Raw genomic sequence first — 13,428 nt, 5'->3', positions numbered from 1 at the left:
GCTAAGCAGGAGGCTGCCTGTGGCAGCGGATACAGTCGGCTCCATGACCAAGTGGGAATACGCGACCGTGCCCCTTCTCGTGCACGCGACGAAGCAGATTCTGGACACCTGGGGCGAGGACGGGTGGGAGCTCGTCCAGGTCGTTCCCGGGCCGAACAACCCCGAGCAGCTCGTGGCCTACCTGAAGCGGGAGAAGTCCTGATGAGCGAGGGCGCGAAGGGCGCCGTCGAGACGAAGCTCGCCGCGCTGGGCCTGACCCTGCCGGAGGTCGTTCCGCCGCTGGCCGCCTACCAGCCGGCCGTGCAGTCCGGCGTGTACGTCTACACCTCGGGCCAGCTCCCGATGGTGGCGGGCAAGCTCCAGCTGACCGGCAAGGTCGGCGCCGAGGTCACCGCCGAGGAGGCCAAGGAGCTCGCCGCCACCTGCGCGCTGAACGCGCTCGCGGCCGTGAAGTCGGTCGCCGGTGACCTGGACCGGATCAAGCGGGTCGTGAAGGTCGTCGGCTTCGTCGCCTCGGCCGCCGACTTCACCGGACAGCCGGGCGTCGTCAACGGCGCCAGCGAGCTGCTCGGCGCGGTCCTCGGCGACAAGGGCGTGCACGCGCGCAGCGCCGTCGGTGTGGCCGTGCTCCCGCTCGACGCCCCGGTCGAGGTCGAGGTCCAGGTCGAGCTCGTCCAGGACTGACCGCCCACGCCCGTGAAGAGCCGGTTCTCCCGCCCCGGGGGAATCGGCTCTCGTGCATCCGGGTAGTTGCGCATACCATCCGGCCATGTCGAATGGTCAGTGGTACCCACCGGAATGGCCCGACCGCATCCGCGCTCTCGCCGTGGGCGAACTCACCCCCGCGACACCCAAGCGGGCCGCCACGGTCATGCTGCTGCGCGACGGGACGGACGGGCCGAGCGTCCACATGCTGCGACGGCGCACCTCCATGGCCTTCGCGGGCGGCGCGTACGCCTATCCCGGCGGAGGTGTCGACCCGCGCGACGAACACCCGGTGCGCTGGGCCGGGCCCTCCCTGGAGGTCTGGGCCGACCGGCTGGGTGTCACGGGTACGGCACAGGCTCAGGCGATCGTCTGCGCGGCGGTGCGCGAGACCTACGAGGAGGCGGGCGTGCTGCTCGCCGGGGAGACCGCCGATTCCGTGGTCGGGGACACCACCGGCGACGACTGGGAGAAGGACCGGGAGGCGCTGGTCGCCCGGGAGCTGTCCTTCGCCGACTTCCTCGACCGGCGCGGACTGGTGCTGCGCTCGGACCTGCTCGGCGCGTGGGCGCGCTGGATCACGCCGGAGTTCGAGCCCCGGCGGTACGACACCTGGTTCTTCGTGGCCGCCCTGCCGGCCGGTCAGCGCACCCGCAACGCGTCTACGGAGGCCGACCGCACGGTCTGGATCCGTCCGGCGGAGGCCGCGGCCGGTTACGACCGGGGCGAGCTCACGATGATGCCCCCGACGATCTCGACCCTGCGCGGTCTCACCCGGTTCGCTTCGGCCGCGGAGGCTCTGGTCGAGGCCGCGGTCCAGGACCTGACTCCCGTCCTTGCACAGGCGCGCCTGGAGGGCGACGAGCTGATCCTGAGCTGGCCGGGCCACGACGAGTTCACCAAGCACATCCCGAGGGGCGGGGAGGCGCGATGAGCGACGCGGCCGCGCTGCCCGGGCAGCCCCGGGGCGGAGTGCTCTCCGGCCCCGCGACCGCCCGCGCCGTCAACGTCCTCGCGCCGAACCCGTCCGCGATGACGCTGGACGGCACCAACACCTGGATCGTCTCCGAGCCCGACTCCGACCTCGCGGTCGTCATCGACCCGGGTCCGCTCGACGACGGCCATCTGACGCGTGTGATCGACACCGCGGCCGAGCTCGGCAAGCGGGTCGCGCTCACGCTGCTCACCCACGGCCACCCCGACCACGCCGAGGGCGCCGGCCGGTTCGCCGAGCTGACCGGGACCCATGTGCGGGCCCTGGACCCGGCGCTGCGCCTCGGCGACGAGGGGCTCGGCACCGGGGACGTGATCACGGTCGGCGGTCTGGAGCTGTGGGTGGTGCCGACGCCCGGTCACACCTCGGACTCGCTCTCCTTCCATCTGCCCGCCGACCGTGCCGTCCTGACGGGCGACACGGTCCTGGGGCGCGGCACGACGATCGTGGCCCACCCCGACGGGCGGCTCGGGGACTATCTGGACTCGTTGCGCCGGCTGCGCTCGCTCACGGTCGACGACGGGGTCCACACCGTCCTGCCGGGCCACGGGCCGGTCCTGGACGACGCCCAGGGCGCGGTGGAGTTCTATCTCGCGCACCGTGCCTCCCGTCTCGCGCAGGTCGAGACGGCCGTCGAGAACGGCCACCGGACCCCCTCCGAGGTCGTCGCACACGTCTACGCGGACGTGGACCGGTCGCTGTGGCCGGCCGCCGAACTCTCCGTACGGGCCCAGATGGAGTACCTGCGGGAGCACGGGCTGATCTGACCCCCACCCTCGAGGGTTCGCGGTTCGTGTCTTACGCTCCGCTTACTTCGCCTACTGCGGACCGTAGCCCTCGGGGGGAACGCCCATGTTCGTCATCTCCATCCTGCTGCTGATAGCGGCGGTGGTGCTCTTCTTCGTCGCCCGCTCGAACGACTCGAAGGGGCTGAAGCTCGGCGCCCTCGGAGCCGTCCTCGCGGGCGTCTTCTCGCTGATCGCGAGCATGACGTACGTGGTCAGCGCGTACGAGGTCGGCGTCCCGGTCGCGTTCGGCAAGGTGGGCTCGCCGATGACCTCCGGCATGCACGTCAAGTCGCCGTTCACCGAGGTGACGACCTTCTCCACCCGCCCCGTCGACCTCAACCTCTCCGACAAGGACGTGGTCGAGGTCCGCTCCTCGCAGGGCGGCGTGATGGAGGTGGAGGTGACCGTGAAGTGGGCGGTCACGCCGTCCAAGTCGGTCGAGCTGTACCGGCTCGCGGGCAGCGAGGAGTCCATCCAGCAGCGCCTGGTCTACCCGGACAGCCGGGAGATCGTCCGCAACGTCTTCGCCCGCTACACGAGCGAGCAGGGCTACGCCACGGACCGCGAGAAGATCAACGCCGAGATCGGCACGCTCATCAAGGAGCGGCTGGCCCCGCGCGGGATCGACGTGACGGCCGTCAACCTGCGGAACGTGAAGCCCTCGAAGGCCCTCCAGGACCAGATCGACCGCAAGATCCAGCAGCAGCAGGCGACCGAGCGCGCCACCGAGGCGGCCCGCACGGCCAAGGCCGAGGCCGACCGGCGCCGTATCGAGGCCGAGGGCATCGCCCAGGCCAACAAGATCCTCAACGCGTCGCTGACCGACAAGGTCCTGATGAACCAGTGCATCGACGCGTACAAGGAGGCCGCGGCGCAGAACCCGGTCTACGCGGTCCCGTGCGGCTCCGGCAGCGGCAACCCGCTGATCGTGGACGGCACCAAGCGCTGAGGACGGCCGCGGCGCCGCCGTGGTCCCGCCGACACGAGGAAGGCCGCCCGGTCGTCGACCGGGCGGCCTTCCTCGTACGTACGGAACCGCTCAGCGGGAGCGCTTCGCGAGGCGCTCCACGTCCAGCAGGATCACGGCGCGGGCCTCCAGGCGCAGCCAGCCGCGCTGGGCGAAGTCCGCGAGGGCCTTGTTGACCGTCTCGCGGGAGGCGCCGACCAGCTGGGCCAGCTCCTCCTGGGTGAGGTCGTGGACGACGTGGATGCCCTCCTCCGACTGCACGCCGAAGCGGCGCGACAGGTCGAGGAGCGCGCGGGCGACACGGCCCGGAACGTCGGAGAAGACCAGGTCGGACATCTGGTCGTTGGTCTTGCGGAGCCGGCGGGCGACCGCGCGCAGCAGGGCGGTGGCCACCTCGGGGCGGGCGTTCAGCCAGGGCTGGAGGTCGCCGTGGCCGAGGCCGAGCAGCTTGACCTCGGTCAGCGCGGTCGCGGTGGCGGTGCGCGGGCCCGGGTCGAAGAGCGAGAGTTCGCCGATCAGCTCGCCGGGGCCGAGGACGGCCAGCATGTTCTCGCGGCCGTCCGGGGAGGTGCGGTGGAGCTTCACCTTGCCCTCGGTGACCACGTACAGGCGGTCGCCGGGGTCTCCCTCGTGGAACAGCGCGTCGCCACGGGCGAGCGTCGCTTCACTCATCGAGGCGCGCAGCTCCGCGGCCTGCTCGTCATCGAGCGCCGCGAAGAGCGGGGCGCGCCGCAGAACGTCGTCCACGAGTTCTCTCCTATGTCGACCTGCTCAGGGGACCTTGATCCCATGATGCCGGACGCACAAAACAGTGCGATCAATCACAACAAGTTTGACGTACCGAACCGCCCGTCCGTACGCCAGGGGCCCGATTGGGTCGTGATCGGCCATGCCCAGGGCGGATGTCGGTGGTGGCCCTTAGGCTGGCCGGGTGTCCAACTCGCCGGTGAGAGCGCAGGCCAAGGGGGCTGGAAGAGTGTCGGCCAAGGGTAATTCCGCTGTGGGCGAACAGGGTGCGCCGAAGCGGACAAATACCGCTAAACGCCCCACGAAGGCCGTCCGGAAGCCCGCGGAGAAGTCCCCGGAGAGCGCTGCCGGGAAGCCCGCGGAGGTGTCCCCGGAGAGCGCTGCCGGGAAGCGTGCGGAGTCCTCGGAGAAGCCTGCCGGGAAGCCCGCCGTGAAGGCGACGCCGAGAACGGGCACGAAGGCCGCCGCGAAGGCGACGGCGAAGACCGGCACGAAGCCCGCCGCGAAGGCGACGGCGAAGACCGGCACGAAGGCCGCGGCGGGTACGAGGCCGACGGCGCAGGCGGGCGCCAAGCCGAAGACCCCGAAGACCTCGAAGGCGGCCGCCAGCCCCGCGCCGAGGACCTCGAAGGCGGCCGCCAGCCCCGCGCCGAGGACCTCGAAGGCGGCCGTGAAGCCCGCGAAGCCGGAATCGCGGCTCGCGATGGTCCGCCGGGCCCGGAAGATCAACCGGGAGCTGGCCGACGTCTTTCCGTACGCCCATCCCGAGCTGGACTTCCGGAACCCGTTCGAGCTGCTCGTCGCCACGGTCCTCTCCGCCCAGACCACCGACCTGCGGGTCAACCAGACCACCCCCGCGCTGTTCGCGAAGTACCCGACGCCCGAGGACCTGGCCGCCGCCGTCCCCGAGGAGGTCGAGGAGGTGATCCGGCCCACCGGCTTCTTCCGCGCCAAGACCAAGTCGATCATGGGCCTCGCCGCGGCCCTCCGGGACGACTTCGGCGGCGAGGTGCCCGGCCGCCTCGACGACCTGGTCAAGCTGCCCGGCGTGGGGCGCAAGACCGCCTTCGTCGTCCTCGGCAACGCCTTCGGGGTGCCCGGCATCACCGTCGACACCCACTTCATGCGCCTCGCGCGCCGCTGGAAGTGGACCGAGAGCGACGACCCGGTCAAGATCGAGGCCGAGGTCGCCGAGATCTTCCCGAAGAGCGAGTGGACGATGCTCTCGCACCGCGTGATCTTCCACGGCCGCCGGATCTGCCACGCCCGCAAGCCCGCCTGCGGCGCCTGCCCGATCGCCCCGCTCTGCCCGGCGTACGGGGAGGGCGAGACCGACCCGGAGAAGGCGCGGAAGCTCCTCAAGTACGAGAAGGGCGGCTTCCCGGGCCAGCGCCTCAACCCGCCGCCGGACTATCCCGGCCGTCCGGCCGCCCCGGCCACCGGCGTGGCCCCGGGGGCCGAGTGAGCCGAGGCACGAGGGAACGAACCCACGCACGGATGGCGTTGTGAAACACGGGGGTGCCTATGACGCGCACTGAAGAAGAGACCGAGAAGACGACCGGAGCCGCGCCCGGAGGCAGACGGGGCAGTGCGGGCGGGCCGGGCGGTGCGGGCAGGCCGGCCTCCTCAGCCGCCGTCGAGGCAGCCGCCGTCGAGCCCACGACCCACGGCGTCGGGACCGGCGGGCTGCTCAACCGTGACGGGCTGCCCGACTGGCTCGCCCCCATCGACCGGGCCGCGCGCACCGTCGAGCCCGAGCAGCTCAGCCGCTTCCTGCCCCCCGCCAGCGGCGCCGGGCGCCAGTCCGCCGTCCTCATCCTCTTCGGAGACTCCGAGCGCGGTCCCGAGCTGCTGCTCATGGAACGCTCCGGCTCGCTGCGCTCGCACGCCGGCCAGCCCTCCTTCCCCGGCGGCGCCCTGGACCCCGAGGACGGCGATCCGGCCGACGGAGGGCTGCTGCGGGCCGCCCTGCGCGAGGCCGAGGAGGAGACCGGCCTCGACCCCTCCGGCGTCCAGATCTTCGGCGTCCTCCCCCAGCTCTACATCCCGGTCAGCGGCTTCGTCGTCACCCCCGTCCTCGGCTGGTGGCGCACCCCCAGCCCGGTCGGGGTCGTCGACCCGGGGGAGACCGCCCGGGTCTTCACCGTGCCCGTGGCGGATCTCACGGACCCCGCCAACCGCGCGACCACCGTCCACCCCAGCGGCCACAAAGGCCCCGGCTTCCTCGTCGCATCCGCTCTGGTCTGGGGTTTTACGGCCGGAGTGATCGACCGGCTCCTCCACTACGCCGGCTGGGAGCGCCCCTGGGACCGGGCGAAGCAGGTCCCGCTGGACTGGCGCTCATGATTGGCTGACCCCCGGGGGCGGGGCGACCGAAGACGAATCTGCGAGGCTATTGACGGTGAACGTGCTGGACATCTTGTTGCTGCTCGCCGCCGTGTGGTTCGCGATCATCGGTTACCGCCAGGGGTTCGTCGTCGGCATCCTGTCGGTCATCGGCTTCCTCGGCGGCGGCCTCGTCGCCGTCCTGCTGCTCCCGGTGGTCTGGGACTGGCTGACCGACCACGCCGAGGTCTCCACCACGGCGACGGTCGTCTTCGTGGTCGTGGTGATCGTCTGCGCCTCGGTCGGACAGGCCTTCACCACCCACCTCGGGAACAAGCTGCGCCGGCACATCACCTGGTCACCGGCGCGCGCCCTGGACGCCACCGGCGGCGCGCTGGTGAACGTCGTCGCGATGCTCCTCGTGGCCTGGCTGCTCGGCTCGGCGCTCGCCGGCACCTCGATGCCCACGCTCGGCAAGGAGGTGCGCAGCTCCAAGGTGCTGCTCGGCGTGGAGCAGGTGATGCCCGATCAGGCGTCCACCTGGTTCACGAACTTCACCGGGACCCTCGCCCAGAACGGCTTCCCCCAGGTCTTCGCCCCGTTCGCCAACGAGCCGATCACCGAGGTCAGGCCGCCCGACCCGGCGCTCGCCGGCAGCCCGGTCGCCGCCGAGGCCAAGCGCTCCATCGTCAAGGTCGTCGGTACGGCCCCGAGCTGCGGCAAGGTCCTCGAAGGCACCGGCTTCGTCTTCGACAACCGCCGGGTGATGACCAACGCCCATGTCGTCGGCGGCGTCGACGAGCCGACCGTGCAGATCGGCGGCGAGGGCAAGCTGTACGACGCGAAGGTCGTCCTCTACGACTGGCAGCGCGACATCGCCGTACTGGACGTGCCGAACCTGGACGTGAAGCCCCTGCAGTTCACCGACGAGGACGCCCGCAGCGGCGACAGCGCGATCGTCGCGGGCTTCCCCGAGAACGGCTCGTACGACGTCCGCTCGGCCCGCGTCCGGGGCCGGATCAGCGCCAACGGCCCCGACATCTACCACCGCGGCGAGGTGCGCAGGGACGTCTACTCGCTGTACGCGACGGTCCGTCAGGGCAACTCCGGCGGCCCGCTGCTCACCGAGGACGGCAAGGTGTCCGGCGTGATCTTCGCCCGCTCGCTCGACGACAGGAACACCGGATACGCGCTGACGGTCGACGAGATCCGGGACGACATCGCCCAGGGCCGCGCGGCCACCCAGCAGGTCGACAGCCAGGGCTGCGCGCTCTGACCGGACCGCCGCTCGCAGACTGCCGCACCCGCCGTTCAGCGGGTGCGGCAGTCTGCGAGCGGGGTTGCCGTCGTGCGCCGGTACGGCCGTACGGCTCAGTCCCGAGTGTGCCTGAGCCGGGCCGATACCCAGCGGGCCCGGCGGCGCAGGATGCGCGGGATCCCGATCTCCTGCACGGGATGTGAGCGGCCCTGTTCCTGCGGGCCACTCCTCTCGTGAGTGCCCGGCCCAGCGGCCGAGCGGCGGTTGCGTGCTGTGTCACCGTAGTCGTGCGTCCAGCCCATACCCCGACGTCTGCCCGTGGCCCAAGGTCGGTAACCGCCCCGGGGCCCGCCAATTGGAGTATGCGTCGGGCACATGGCCGGTTCTGGAACGGCCGTTCGTCACCGGTCGGGTTCGGGGTCCTTCAGCCAGTTGATGAGCTCCGTGGAGAACGCCACCGGGTCCTCCTCGTGGGGGAAGTGCCCGAGGCCGTCGAAGAGCCGCCAGCGGTACGGCGCCTCCACGTACTCTCCGGAGCCCGCCGCGCTGCGGGTCCGCATCGCCGGGTCCATCGAGCCGTGCAGATGCAACGTCGGTACCCGCACGGGGCGCTTCATACGCCGGTTGAACTGGATGCCGTCGGGTCGCGCCAGGGACCGCACCATCCACCGGTACGGCTCGATCGAGCAGTGCGCCGTCGACGGGATGCACATCGCCCGCCGGTAGACCGCGACCGCGTCCTGGTCCGGAAGGCCCGGGCCCGACCAGTCCTCGATCAGCCGCCCGACCAAGGCCGCCTCGTCCGCGACGAGCTGACGCTCCGGCAGCCACGGGCGCTGGAAGCCCCATACGTACGATCCGGCGCGCGACTGCGAGAAGTCGGAGAGCATCGCCGAGCGCCAGCGGCGCGGGTGCGGCATCGAGGAGACCGCGAGCCGGCGCACCAGCTTCGGCCGCATGACCGCCGCCGTCCAGGCCAGGTACCCGCCCAGGTCGTGACCGACCAGTGCCGCGTCCGGTTCGCCCAGGGAGCGGATGACGCCGGTGATGTCGAGCGCCAGGTTGGCGGGATCGTAACCCCGGGGCGTACGGTCGCTGCCGCCCACGCCCCGCAGGTCCATCGCCACGGCCCGGAAGCCCGCGTCGGCGAGAGCAGGCAGCTGGTGGCGCCAGGTCCACCAGAACTGCGGGAAGCCGTGCAGCAGGAGGACGAGGGGCCCGTCGCCCATCTCGGCGATGTGGAAGCGCGCCCCGTTGGCGGCCACGTCGCGATGGGTCCAGGGGCCGTCGATCCGTACGGGGCTGCCGACGGGGCCGCTGCCGTTGCTGCTCTCAGGGACGGTCATGTGGACGAGCGTCCCACAGCCGCGACCTTCTCCTGGACCGCCGCGGGCAGCGCCACCTGCTCGGGGCGGGGGTGCGGCTTGGCGTTCTGGAGGATCGCGGCCGTCTGCTTGGCCGACGCGATGGACTTCTCCGGCGGCTTGACCTTCTTGAACTTGGCGTACGCGAGCAGCCCGAGCAGCCCCGCGAGCAGCACGTTCGCCGCGAAGGAGAGCAGGAAGCACCAGGCGAGGTTCCAGCCGCCCTCGCCGTTGTGGCCGCCGGTCCAGCTGTTGATGCCGTAGGCGAGCGCGAAGCTCAGCATCGGCAGCGAGAAGAGGAGCACCGTCGCGGCGGCCGTGCCGGCCGCACCGCCGATGGCGCCCCGCTTGACGTCCTGCCGGATCTCGGCCTTGGCCAGGGCGATCTCGTCGTGCACCAGTGCGGACATCTCGGCGGTCGCCGAGGCGACCAGCTGACCGAGGCTGCGCTCGGCTCCGTTGACCGGGTCGCTCATCGCTGCTCCCTCTTCTCTTCTACGGTCCGACCTCAGATCATGCCGGACTGTCGCCCTCGTCGCGCGATGCCCCCGCCAGTTGGGCGCGGTGGCGGTGCTCGGCGGCCTTCTTCTCGTAGATCTCGGCCATCCGCAGGTGGTACGCCGGGTTGTCCTCCTCGTAGATGTCGGGGATGCCGTCCTGGTCCTCGTCGCGCTCCTCGTCCGCCAGCAGCGCCTCGTACTTCCGTACCCGCAGCTTGAGCAGGATCGTCGCGATGACGGCCGCCGTGAGCGAGCCGATGAGGACGGCCGCCTTGACCTCCTCGGTCAGCGCGGCGTCGCCCTCGAAGGCCAGCTCGCCGATGAGGAGGGAGACGGTGAAGCCGATACCGGCGAGGGAGGCGACGGCGAGGACGTCCGCCCAGGCCAGGTCGGTGTTGAGTTCCGCCCGGGTGAAGCGGGCGGCGAGCCAGGTACCGCCGAAGATGCCGACGGTCTTGCCGACGACGAGGCCGAGGATCACGCCGAGGGTGACCGGGTTGGTGGAGACCTCCGCGATGGACTTGCCGCTGATGCTCACACCCGCCGAGAACAGCGCGAACAGCGGCACGGCCAGCCCGGCGGAGAGCGGCCGGACCAGGTGCTCGATGTGCTCGCCGGGGGAGTGCTCCTCGCCCTCCCGCCTGGTGCAGCGCAGCATCAGGCCCATGGCGACACCGGCGATGGTGGCGTGGACACCGCTGTTGTACATCAGGCCCCAGATGACCATGGCGAGCGGAACGTAGACGTACCAGCCGCGCACGCCCTTGCGGAGCAGCACCCAGAAGACGGCCAGGGCGGCGACGGCGCCGCCGAGGGCGGCGAAGTTCAGGTCGCTGGTGAAGAAGACCGCGATGATCAGGATCGCGAAGAGGTCGTCGACGACGGCGAGCGTGAGCAGGAACGCGCGGAGCGCGGACGGCAGCGAGGTGCCGATCACGGCGAGGACCGCGAGCGCGAAGGCGATGTCCGTGGCGGTCGGCACGGCCCAGCCGTCCATGGAGCCGCCGCCGATGAGGTTGGTCAGGGCGTAGACGAGGGCCGGTACGGCCATGCCGCAGAGGGCGGCGACGACGGGCAGCGCGGCGGCCTTGGGATCGCGCAGCTCGCCCGCGACGAGCTCGCGCTTGAGCTCGATGCCGGCGACGAAGAAGAAGATCGCGAGGAGGCCGTCGGCCGCCCAGTGCTGGACGGAGAGGTCCAGACCGAGGGCGGCGGGGCCCATGTGGAAGTCGGACACCGTCTCGTAGCTCGCGCTGACGGGGGAGTTCGCCCAGACGAGCGCGGTGACGGCGGCCACCAGGAGGAGCACGCCACCGACGGTCTCGGCGCGCAGCGCGTCGGTGACGTACCGCCGCTCGGGCCATGACATGCGGCCGAGGAACTTGCGGTCGGTGGGGGTGGGTGCGGGGGCGGGCACGGGCGGCGACCTCCGGTCGGTTGGGCAGCACAAAGCACATGCCGACCAGACTTCCCGGCGCACCTAGGTGTTTCTGTCGCGTCTCTGACGCGATCTTTACTTTACCTAACGAGCGGGGGGTTGTGTCCGGTGATCTTCACTTTAGGTACCGGGCGCCACTCCGGCTCGTCGTGGAGCCGCAGGGTGATGCGAAAGCGGACGCGAAGGGCGCCCCGCTCCGGGTGGACCGGAGCGGGGCGCCCTTCGCCAGGACCGGCGTGCCGGCGTGGCCGCCGTCCTAGTCCTCGCTGGACGCGCTCGGCAGCTTGGTCTGGATGAGGTCCATGACGGAGGAGTCCGTCAGCGTCGTCACGTCGCCGAGCTCCCGGTTCTCCGCCACGTCCCGCAGCAGTCGCCGCATGATCTTGCCGGACCGGGTCTTCGGCAGCTCCGCCACCGGCAGGATCCGCTTCGGCTTGGCGATCGGGCCGAGCGTCGTGCCGACGTGGTTGCGCAGCTCCGCGACGAGCCCCTCGTCCTCGCTCGCCGTGCCGCGCAGGATGACGAACGCGACGATCGCCTGGCCGGTCGTCTCGTCGGCCGCGCCGACCACCGCCGCCTCGGCGACGGACGGGTGCGAGACGAGCGCCGACTCGACCTCGGTGGTGGAGATGTTGTGTCCGGAGACGAGCATGACGTCGTCGACACGGCCGAGCAGCCAGATGTCGCCGTCCTCGTCCTTCTTCGCGCCGTCGCCGGCGAAGTACTTGCCCTCGAAGCGCGACCAGTACGTGTCGAGGAAGCGCTGGTCGTCACCCCAGATCGTGCGCAGCATCGACGGCCACGGCTCGGTGAGGACCAGGTAGCCGCCGCCCCCGTTCGGCACCTCGTTGGCCTCGTCGTCGACGACGGTGGCGGAGATGCCGGGCAGCGGGCGCTGGGCCGAGCCGGGCTTGGTCTCGGTGACGCCCGGCAGCGGCGAGATCATCATCGCGCCGGTCTCGGTCTGCCACCAGGTGTCCACGATCGGGGTCTTTCCGGCGCCGATGTGCTCGCGGTACCAGACCCAGGCCTCGGGGTTGATCGGCTCGCCGACCGAGCCCAGCACGCGCAGGCTCGACAGGTCGAACTTCGCGGGGATGTCGTCGCCCCACTTCATGAACGTGCGGATCGCGGTGGGCGCCGTGTAGAGGATCGTGACGCCGTACTTCTGGATGATCTCCCAGAAGCGGCCCTGGTGCGGGGTGTCCGGGGTGCCCTCGTACATGACCTGCGTCGCGCCGTTGGCCAGCGGTCCGTACGTGATGTACGAGTGTCCCGTCACCCAGCCGATGTCGGCGGTGCACCAGTAGACGTCGGTCTCCGGCTTGAGGTCGAAGACCGCGTGGTGGGTGTACGCCGCCTGGGTGAGGTAGCCGCCGGAGGTGTGCAGGATGCCCTTGGGCTTACCCGTCGTGCCGGAGGTGTAGAGGATGAAGAGCGGGTGCTCCGCCTCGAAGGCCTCGGGGGTGTGCTCGGCGGACTGGCGGGCGACGACGTCGTGCCACCAGACGTCGCGGCCCTCGGTCCACGCCACGTCCTGGCCGGTGCGGCGCACGACGAGGACGTTGGCCACCTTGTCGGTGCGGGTGAGGGCCTCGTCCACGGCCGGCTTGAGGGCGCTCGGCTTGCCACGGCGGTAGCCGCCGTCGGCGGTGATGACGAGCTTGGCGTCGGCGTCCTCGACGCGGGTGGCGATGGCGTCCGCGGAGAAGCCGCCGAAGACCACGGAGTGCGCGGCGCCGATGCGGGCGCAGGCCAGCATCGAGACGACCGCCTCGGGGATCATCGGGAGGTAGATCGCCACCCGGTCGCCCTTGGTGACGCCCAGCTCGGTCAGGGCGTTGGCGGCCCTGGAGACCTCGTCCTTGAGCTCGGCGTAGGTGATCGTACGGCTGTCGCCGGGCTCGCCCTCGAAGTGGATCGCGACCCGGTCGCCGTTGCCCGCCTCGACGTGGCGGTCGACGCAGTTGTACGCCACGTTGAGCGTGCCGTCGGCGAACCACTTGGCGAACGGCGGGTTCGACCAGTCGAGGGTCTCGGTCGGCGCGGTGGCCCAGGCGAGCCGCTTCGCCTGCTCGGCCCAGAAGCCAAGCCTGTCCGCCGCGGCCTGCTCGTACGCCTCCGCCGTCACGTTGGCGTGCGCGGCCAGCTCGGCCGGCGGCGCGAACCGCCGCTCTTCCTTCAAGAGGTTGGCCAGGCTTTCGTTGCTCACGACATCTCCCTTTCCCAGGGCGTCCTATGTGCCTATGTGTCCCGCGTCATAGCTCATCAGTCAGATGCCCGGGTGACAAGAGTCTCCAGGGAATTGGTTTAGACCTGTGAGGTGGCGGGCGTGCGGTGGC

Annotated in this window: 14 protein-coding genes; 8 read left to right on the top strand and 6 right to left on the bottom strand. The window is 71.2% G+C overall.

Annotated elements, in window-relative coordinates:
• The first annotated feature begins 43 nt into the window (after nt 1–43).
• The 5 genes from M5362_RS16035 to M5362_RS16015 all read left to right on the top strand — a co-directional run bounded on the left by M5362_RS16035 (nt 44) and on the right by M5362_RS16015 (nt 3,436).
• On the top strand, nt 44–202 hold the full coding sequence (locus M5362_RS16035; protein ID WP_017947820.1) for a DUF4177 domain-containing protein: 159 nt from the start codon (nt 44–46) through the stop codon (nt 200–202).
• Nucleotides 202–684, top strand: coding sequence for a RidA family protein (locus tag M5362_RS16030; protein ID WP_260228215.1), 483 nt, complete (start codon nt 202–204; stop codon nt 682–684). Before M5362_RS16035 ends, M5362_RS16030 begins: the two co-directional genes overlap by 1 nt.
• 85 nt (nt 685–769) lie before the next feature.
• Nucleotides 770–1,639 (top strand): NUDIX hydrolase, encoded by an 870-nt coding sequence (locus M5362_RS16025; protein WP_260228214.1) that lies wholly within the window; start codon nt 770–772, stop codon nt 1,637–1,639.
• Nucleotides 1,636–2,466, top strand: coding sequence for an MBL fold metallo-hydrolase (locus tag M5362_RS16020; RefSeq protein ID WP_260228213.1), 831 nt, complete (start codon nt 1,636–1,638; stop codon nt 2,464–2,466). The genes M5362_RS16025 and M5362_RS16020 overlap by 4 nt, the downstream gene beginning before the upstream one ends.
• An 85-nt stretch (nt 2,467–2,551) precedes the next feature.
• The gene (locus tag M5362_RS16015) at nt 2,552–3,436 is read left to right on the top strand and encodes a prohibitin family protein (protein WP_260228212.1); all 885 of its coding nucleotides are present in this window, start codon (nt 2,552–2,554) and stop codon (nt 3,434–3,436) included.
• Nucleotides 3,437–3,526: 90 nt separating this feature from the next.
• Here the strand turns inward: M5362_RS16015 and M5362_RS16010 are convergent, their stop codons facing one another.
• A complete protein-coding gene (locus M5362_RS16010; protein ID WP_015034542.1) occupies nt 3,527–4,201 on the bottom strand; it encodes a Crp/Fnr family transcriptional regulator in 675 nt (224 codons plus the stop codon).
• A 364-nt stretch (nt 4,202–4,565) separates the two neighbouring features.
• On the opposite strand from M5362_RS16010, the gene nth reads away from it, so the two are divergent.
• From nth to M5362_RS15995, 3 genes are read left to right on the top strand one after another with little or no spacing between them, the layout of a single operon-like run.
• Nucleotides 4,566–5,666 (top strand): endonuclease III, encoded by a 1,101-nt coding sequence (nth, locus tag M5362_RS16005; protein WP_374214474.1) that lies wholly within the window; start codon nt 4,566–4,568, stop codon nt 5,664–5,666.
• 59 nt (nt 5,667–5,725) lie between these two features.
• Nucleotides 5,726–6,547 (top strand): CoA pyrophosphatase, encoded by an 822-nt coding sequence (locus M5362_RS16000; protein WP_260228210.1) that lies wholly within the window; start codon nt 5,726–5,728, stop codon nt 6,545–6,547.
• A gap of 55 nt (nt 6,548–6,602) precedes the next feature.
• Nucleotides 6,603–7,802, top strand: coding sequence for a MarP family serine protease (locus M5362_RS15995; RefSeq protein WP_260228209.1), 1,200 nt, complete (start codon nt 6,603–6,605; stop codon nt 7,800–7,802).
• Nucleotides 7,803–7,897: 95 nt separating this feature from the next.
• Here M5362_RS15995 and M5362_RS15990 read toward each other — a convergent pair whose 3' ends face one another.
• The 5 genes from M5362_RS15990 to acs all read right to left on the bottom strand — a co-directional run bounded on the left by M5362_RS15990 (nt 7,898) and on the right by acs (nt 13,298).
• A complete protein-coding gene (locus tag M5362_RS15990) occupies nt 7,898–8,086 on the bottom strand; it encodes a hypothetical protein (RefSeq protein ID WP_260228208.1) in 189 nt (62 codons plus the stop codon).
• 99 nt (nt 8,087–8,185) lie between these two features.
• Nucleotides 8,186–9,130: an alpha/beta fold hydrolase gene (locus M5362_RS15985; protein WP_260228207.1), complete on the bottom strand. Its 945-nt coding sequence runs from the start codon at nt 9,128–9,130 to the stop codon at nt 8,186–8,188.
• Nucleotides 9,127–9,624, bottom strand: a complete 498-nt coding sequence (locus M5362_RS15980) for a phage holin family protein (protein WP_260228206.1) — start codon at nt 9,622–9,624, stop codon at nt 9,127–9,129. Before M5362_RS15980 ends, M5362_RS15985 begins: the two co-directional genes overlap by 4 nt.
• 37 nt (nt 9,625–9,661) lie before the next feature.
• Nucleotides 9,662–11,017, bottom strand: a complete 1,356-nt coding sequence (gene nhaA, locus M5362_RS15975; RefSeq protein ID WP_260228482.1) for a Na+/H+ antiporter NhaA — start codon at nt 11,015–11,017, stop codon at nt 9,662–9,664.
• Nucleotides 11,018–11,342: 325 nt separating this feature from the next.
• The gene (gene acs / locus M5362_RS15970) at nt 11,343–13,298 is read right to left on the bottom strand and encodes an acetate--CoA ligase (RefSeq protein WP_260228205.1); all 1,956 of its coding nucleotides are present in this window, start codon (nt 13,296–13,298) and stop codon (nt 11,343–11,345) included.
• Between the last annotated feature and the right edge of the window lie 130 nt (nt 13,299–13,428).

Source organism: Streptomyces sp. Je 1-79, assembly GCF_025195125.1.
Lineage (GTDB): Bacteria > Actinomycetota > Actinomycetes > Streptomycetales > Streptomycetaceae > Streptomyces.
The sequence above is the reverse complement of the archived record's forward strand: the minus strand, read 5'-3'. Positions and strand labels throughout refer to the sequence as shown.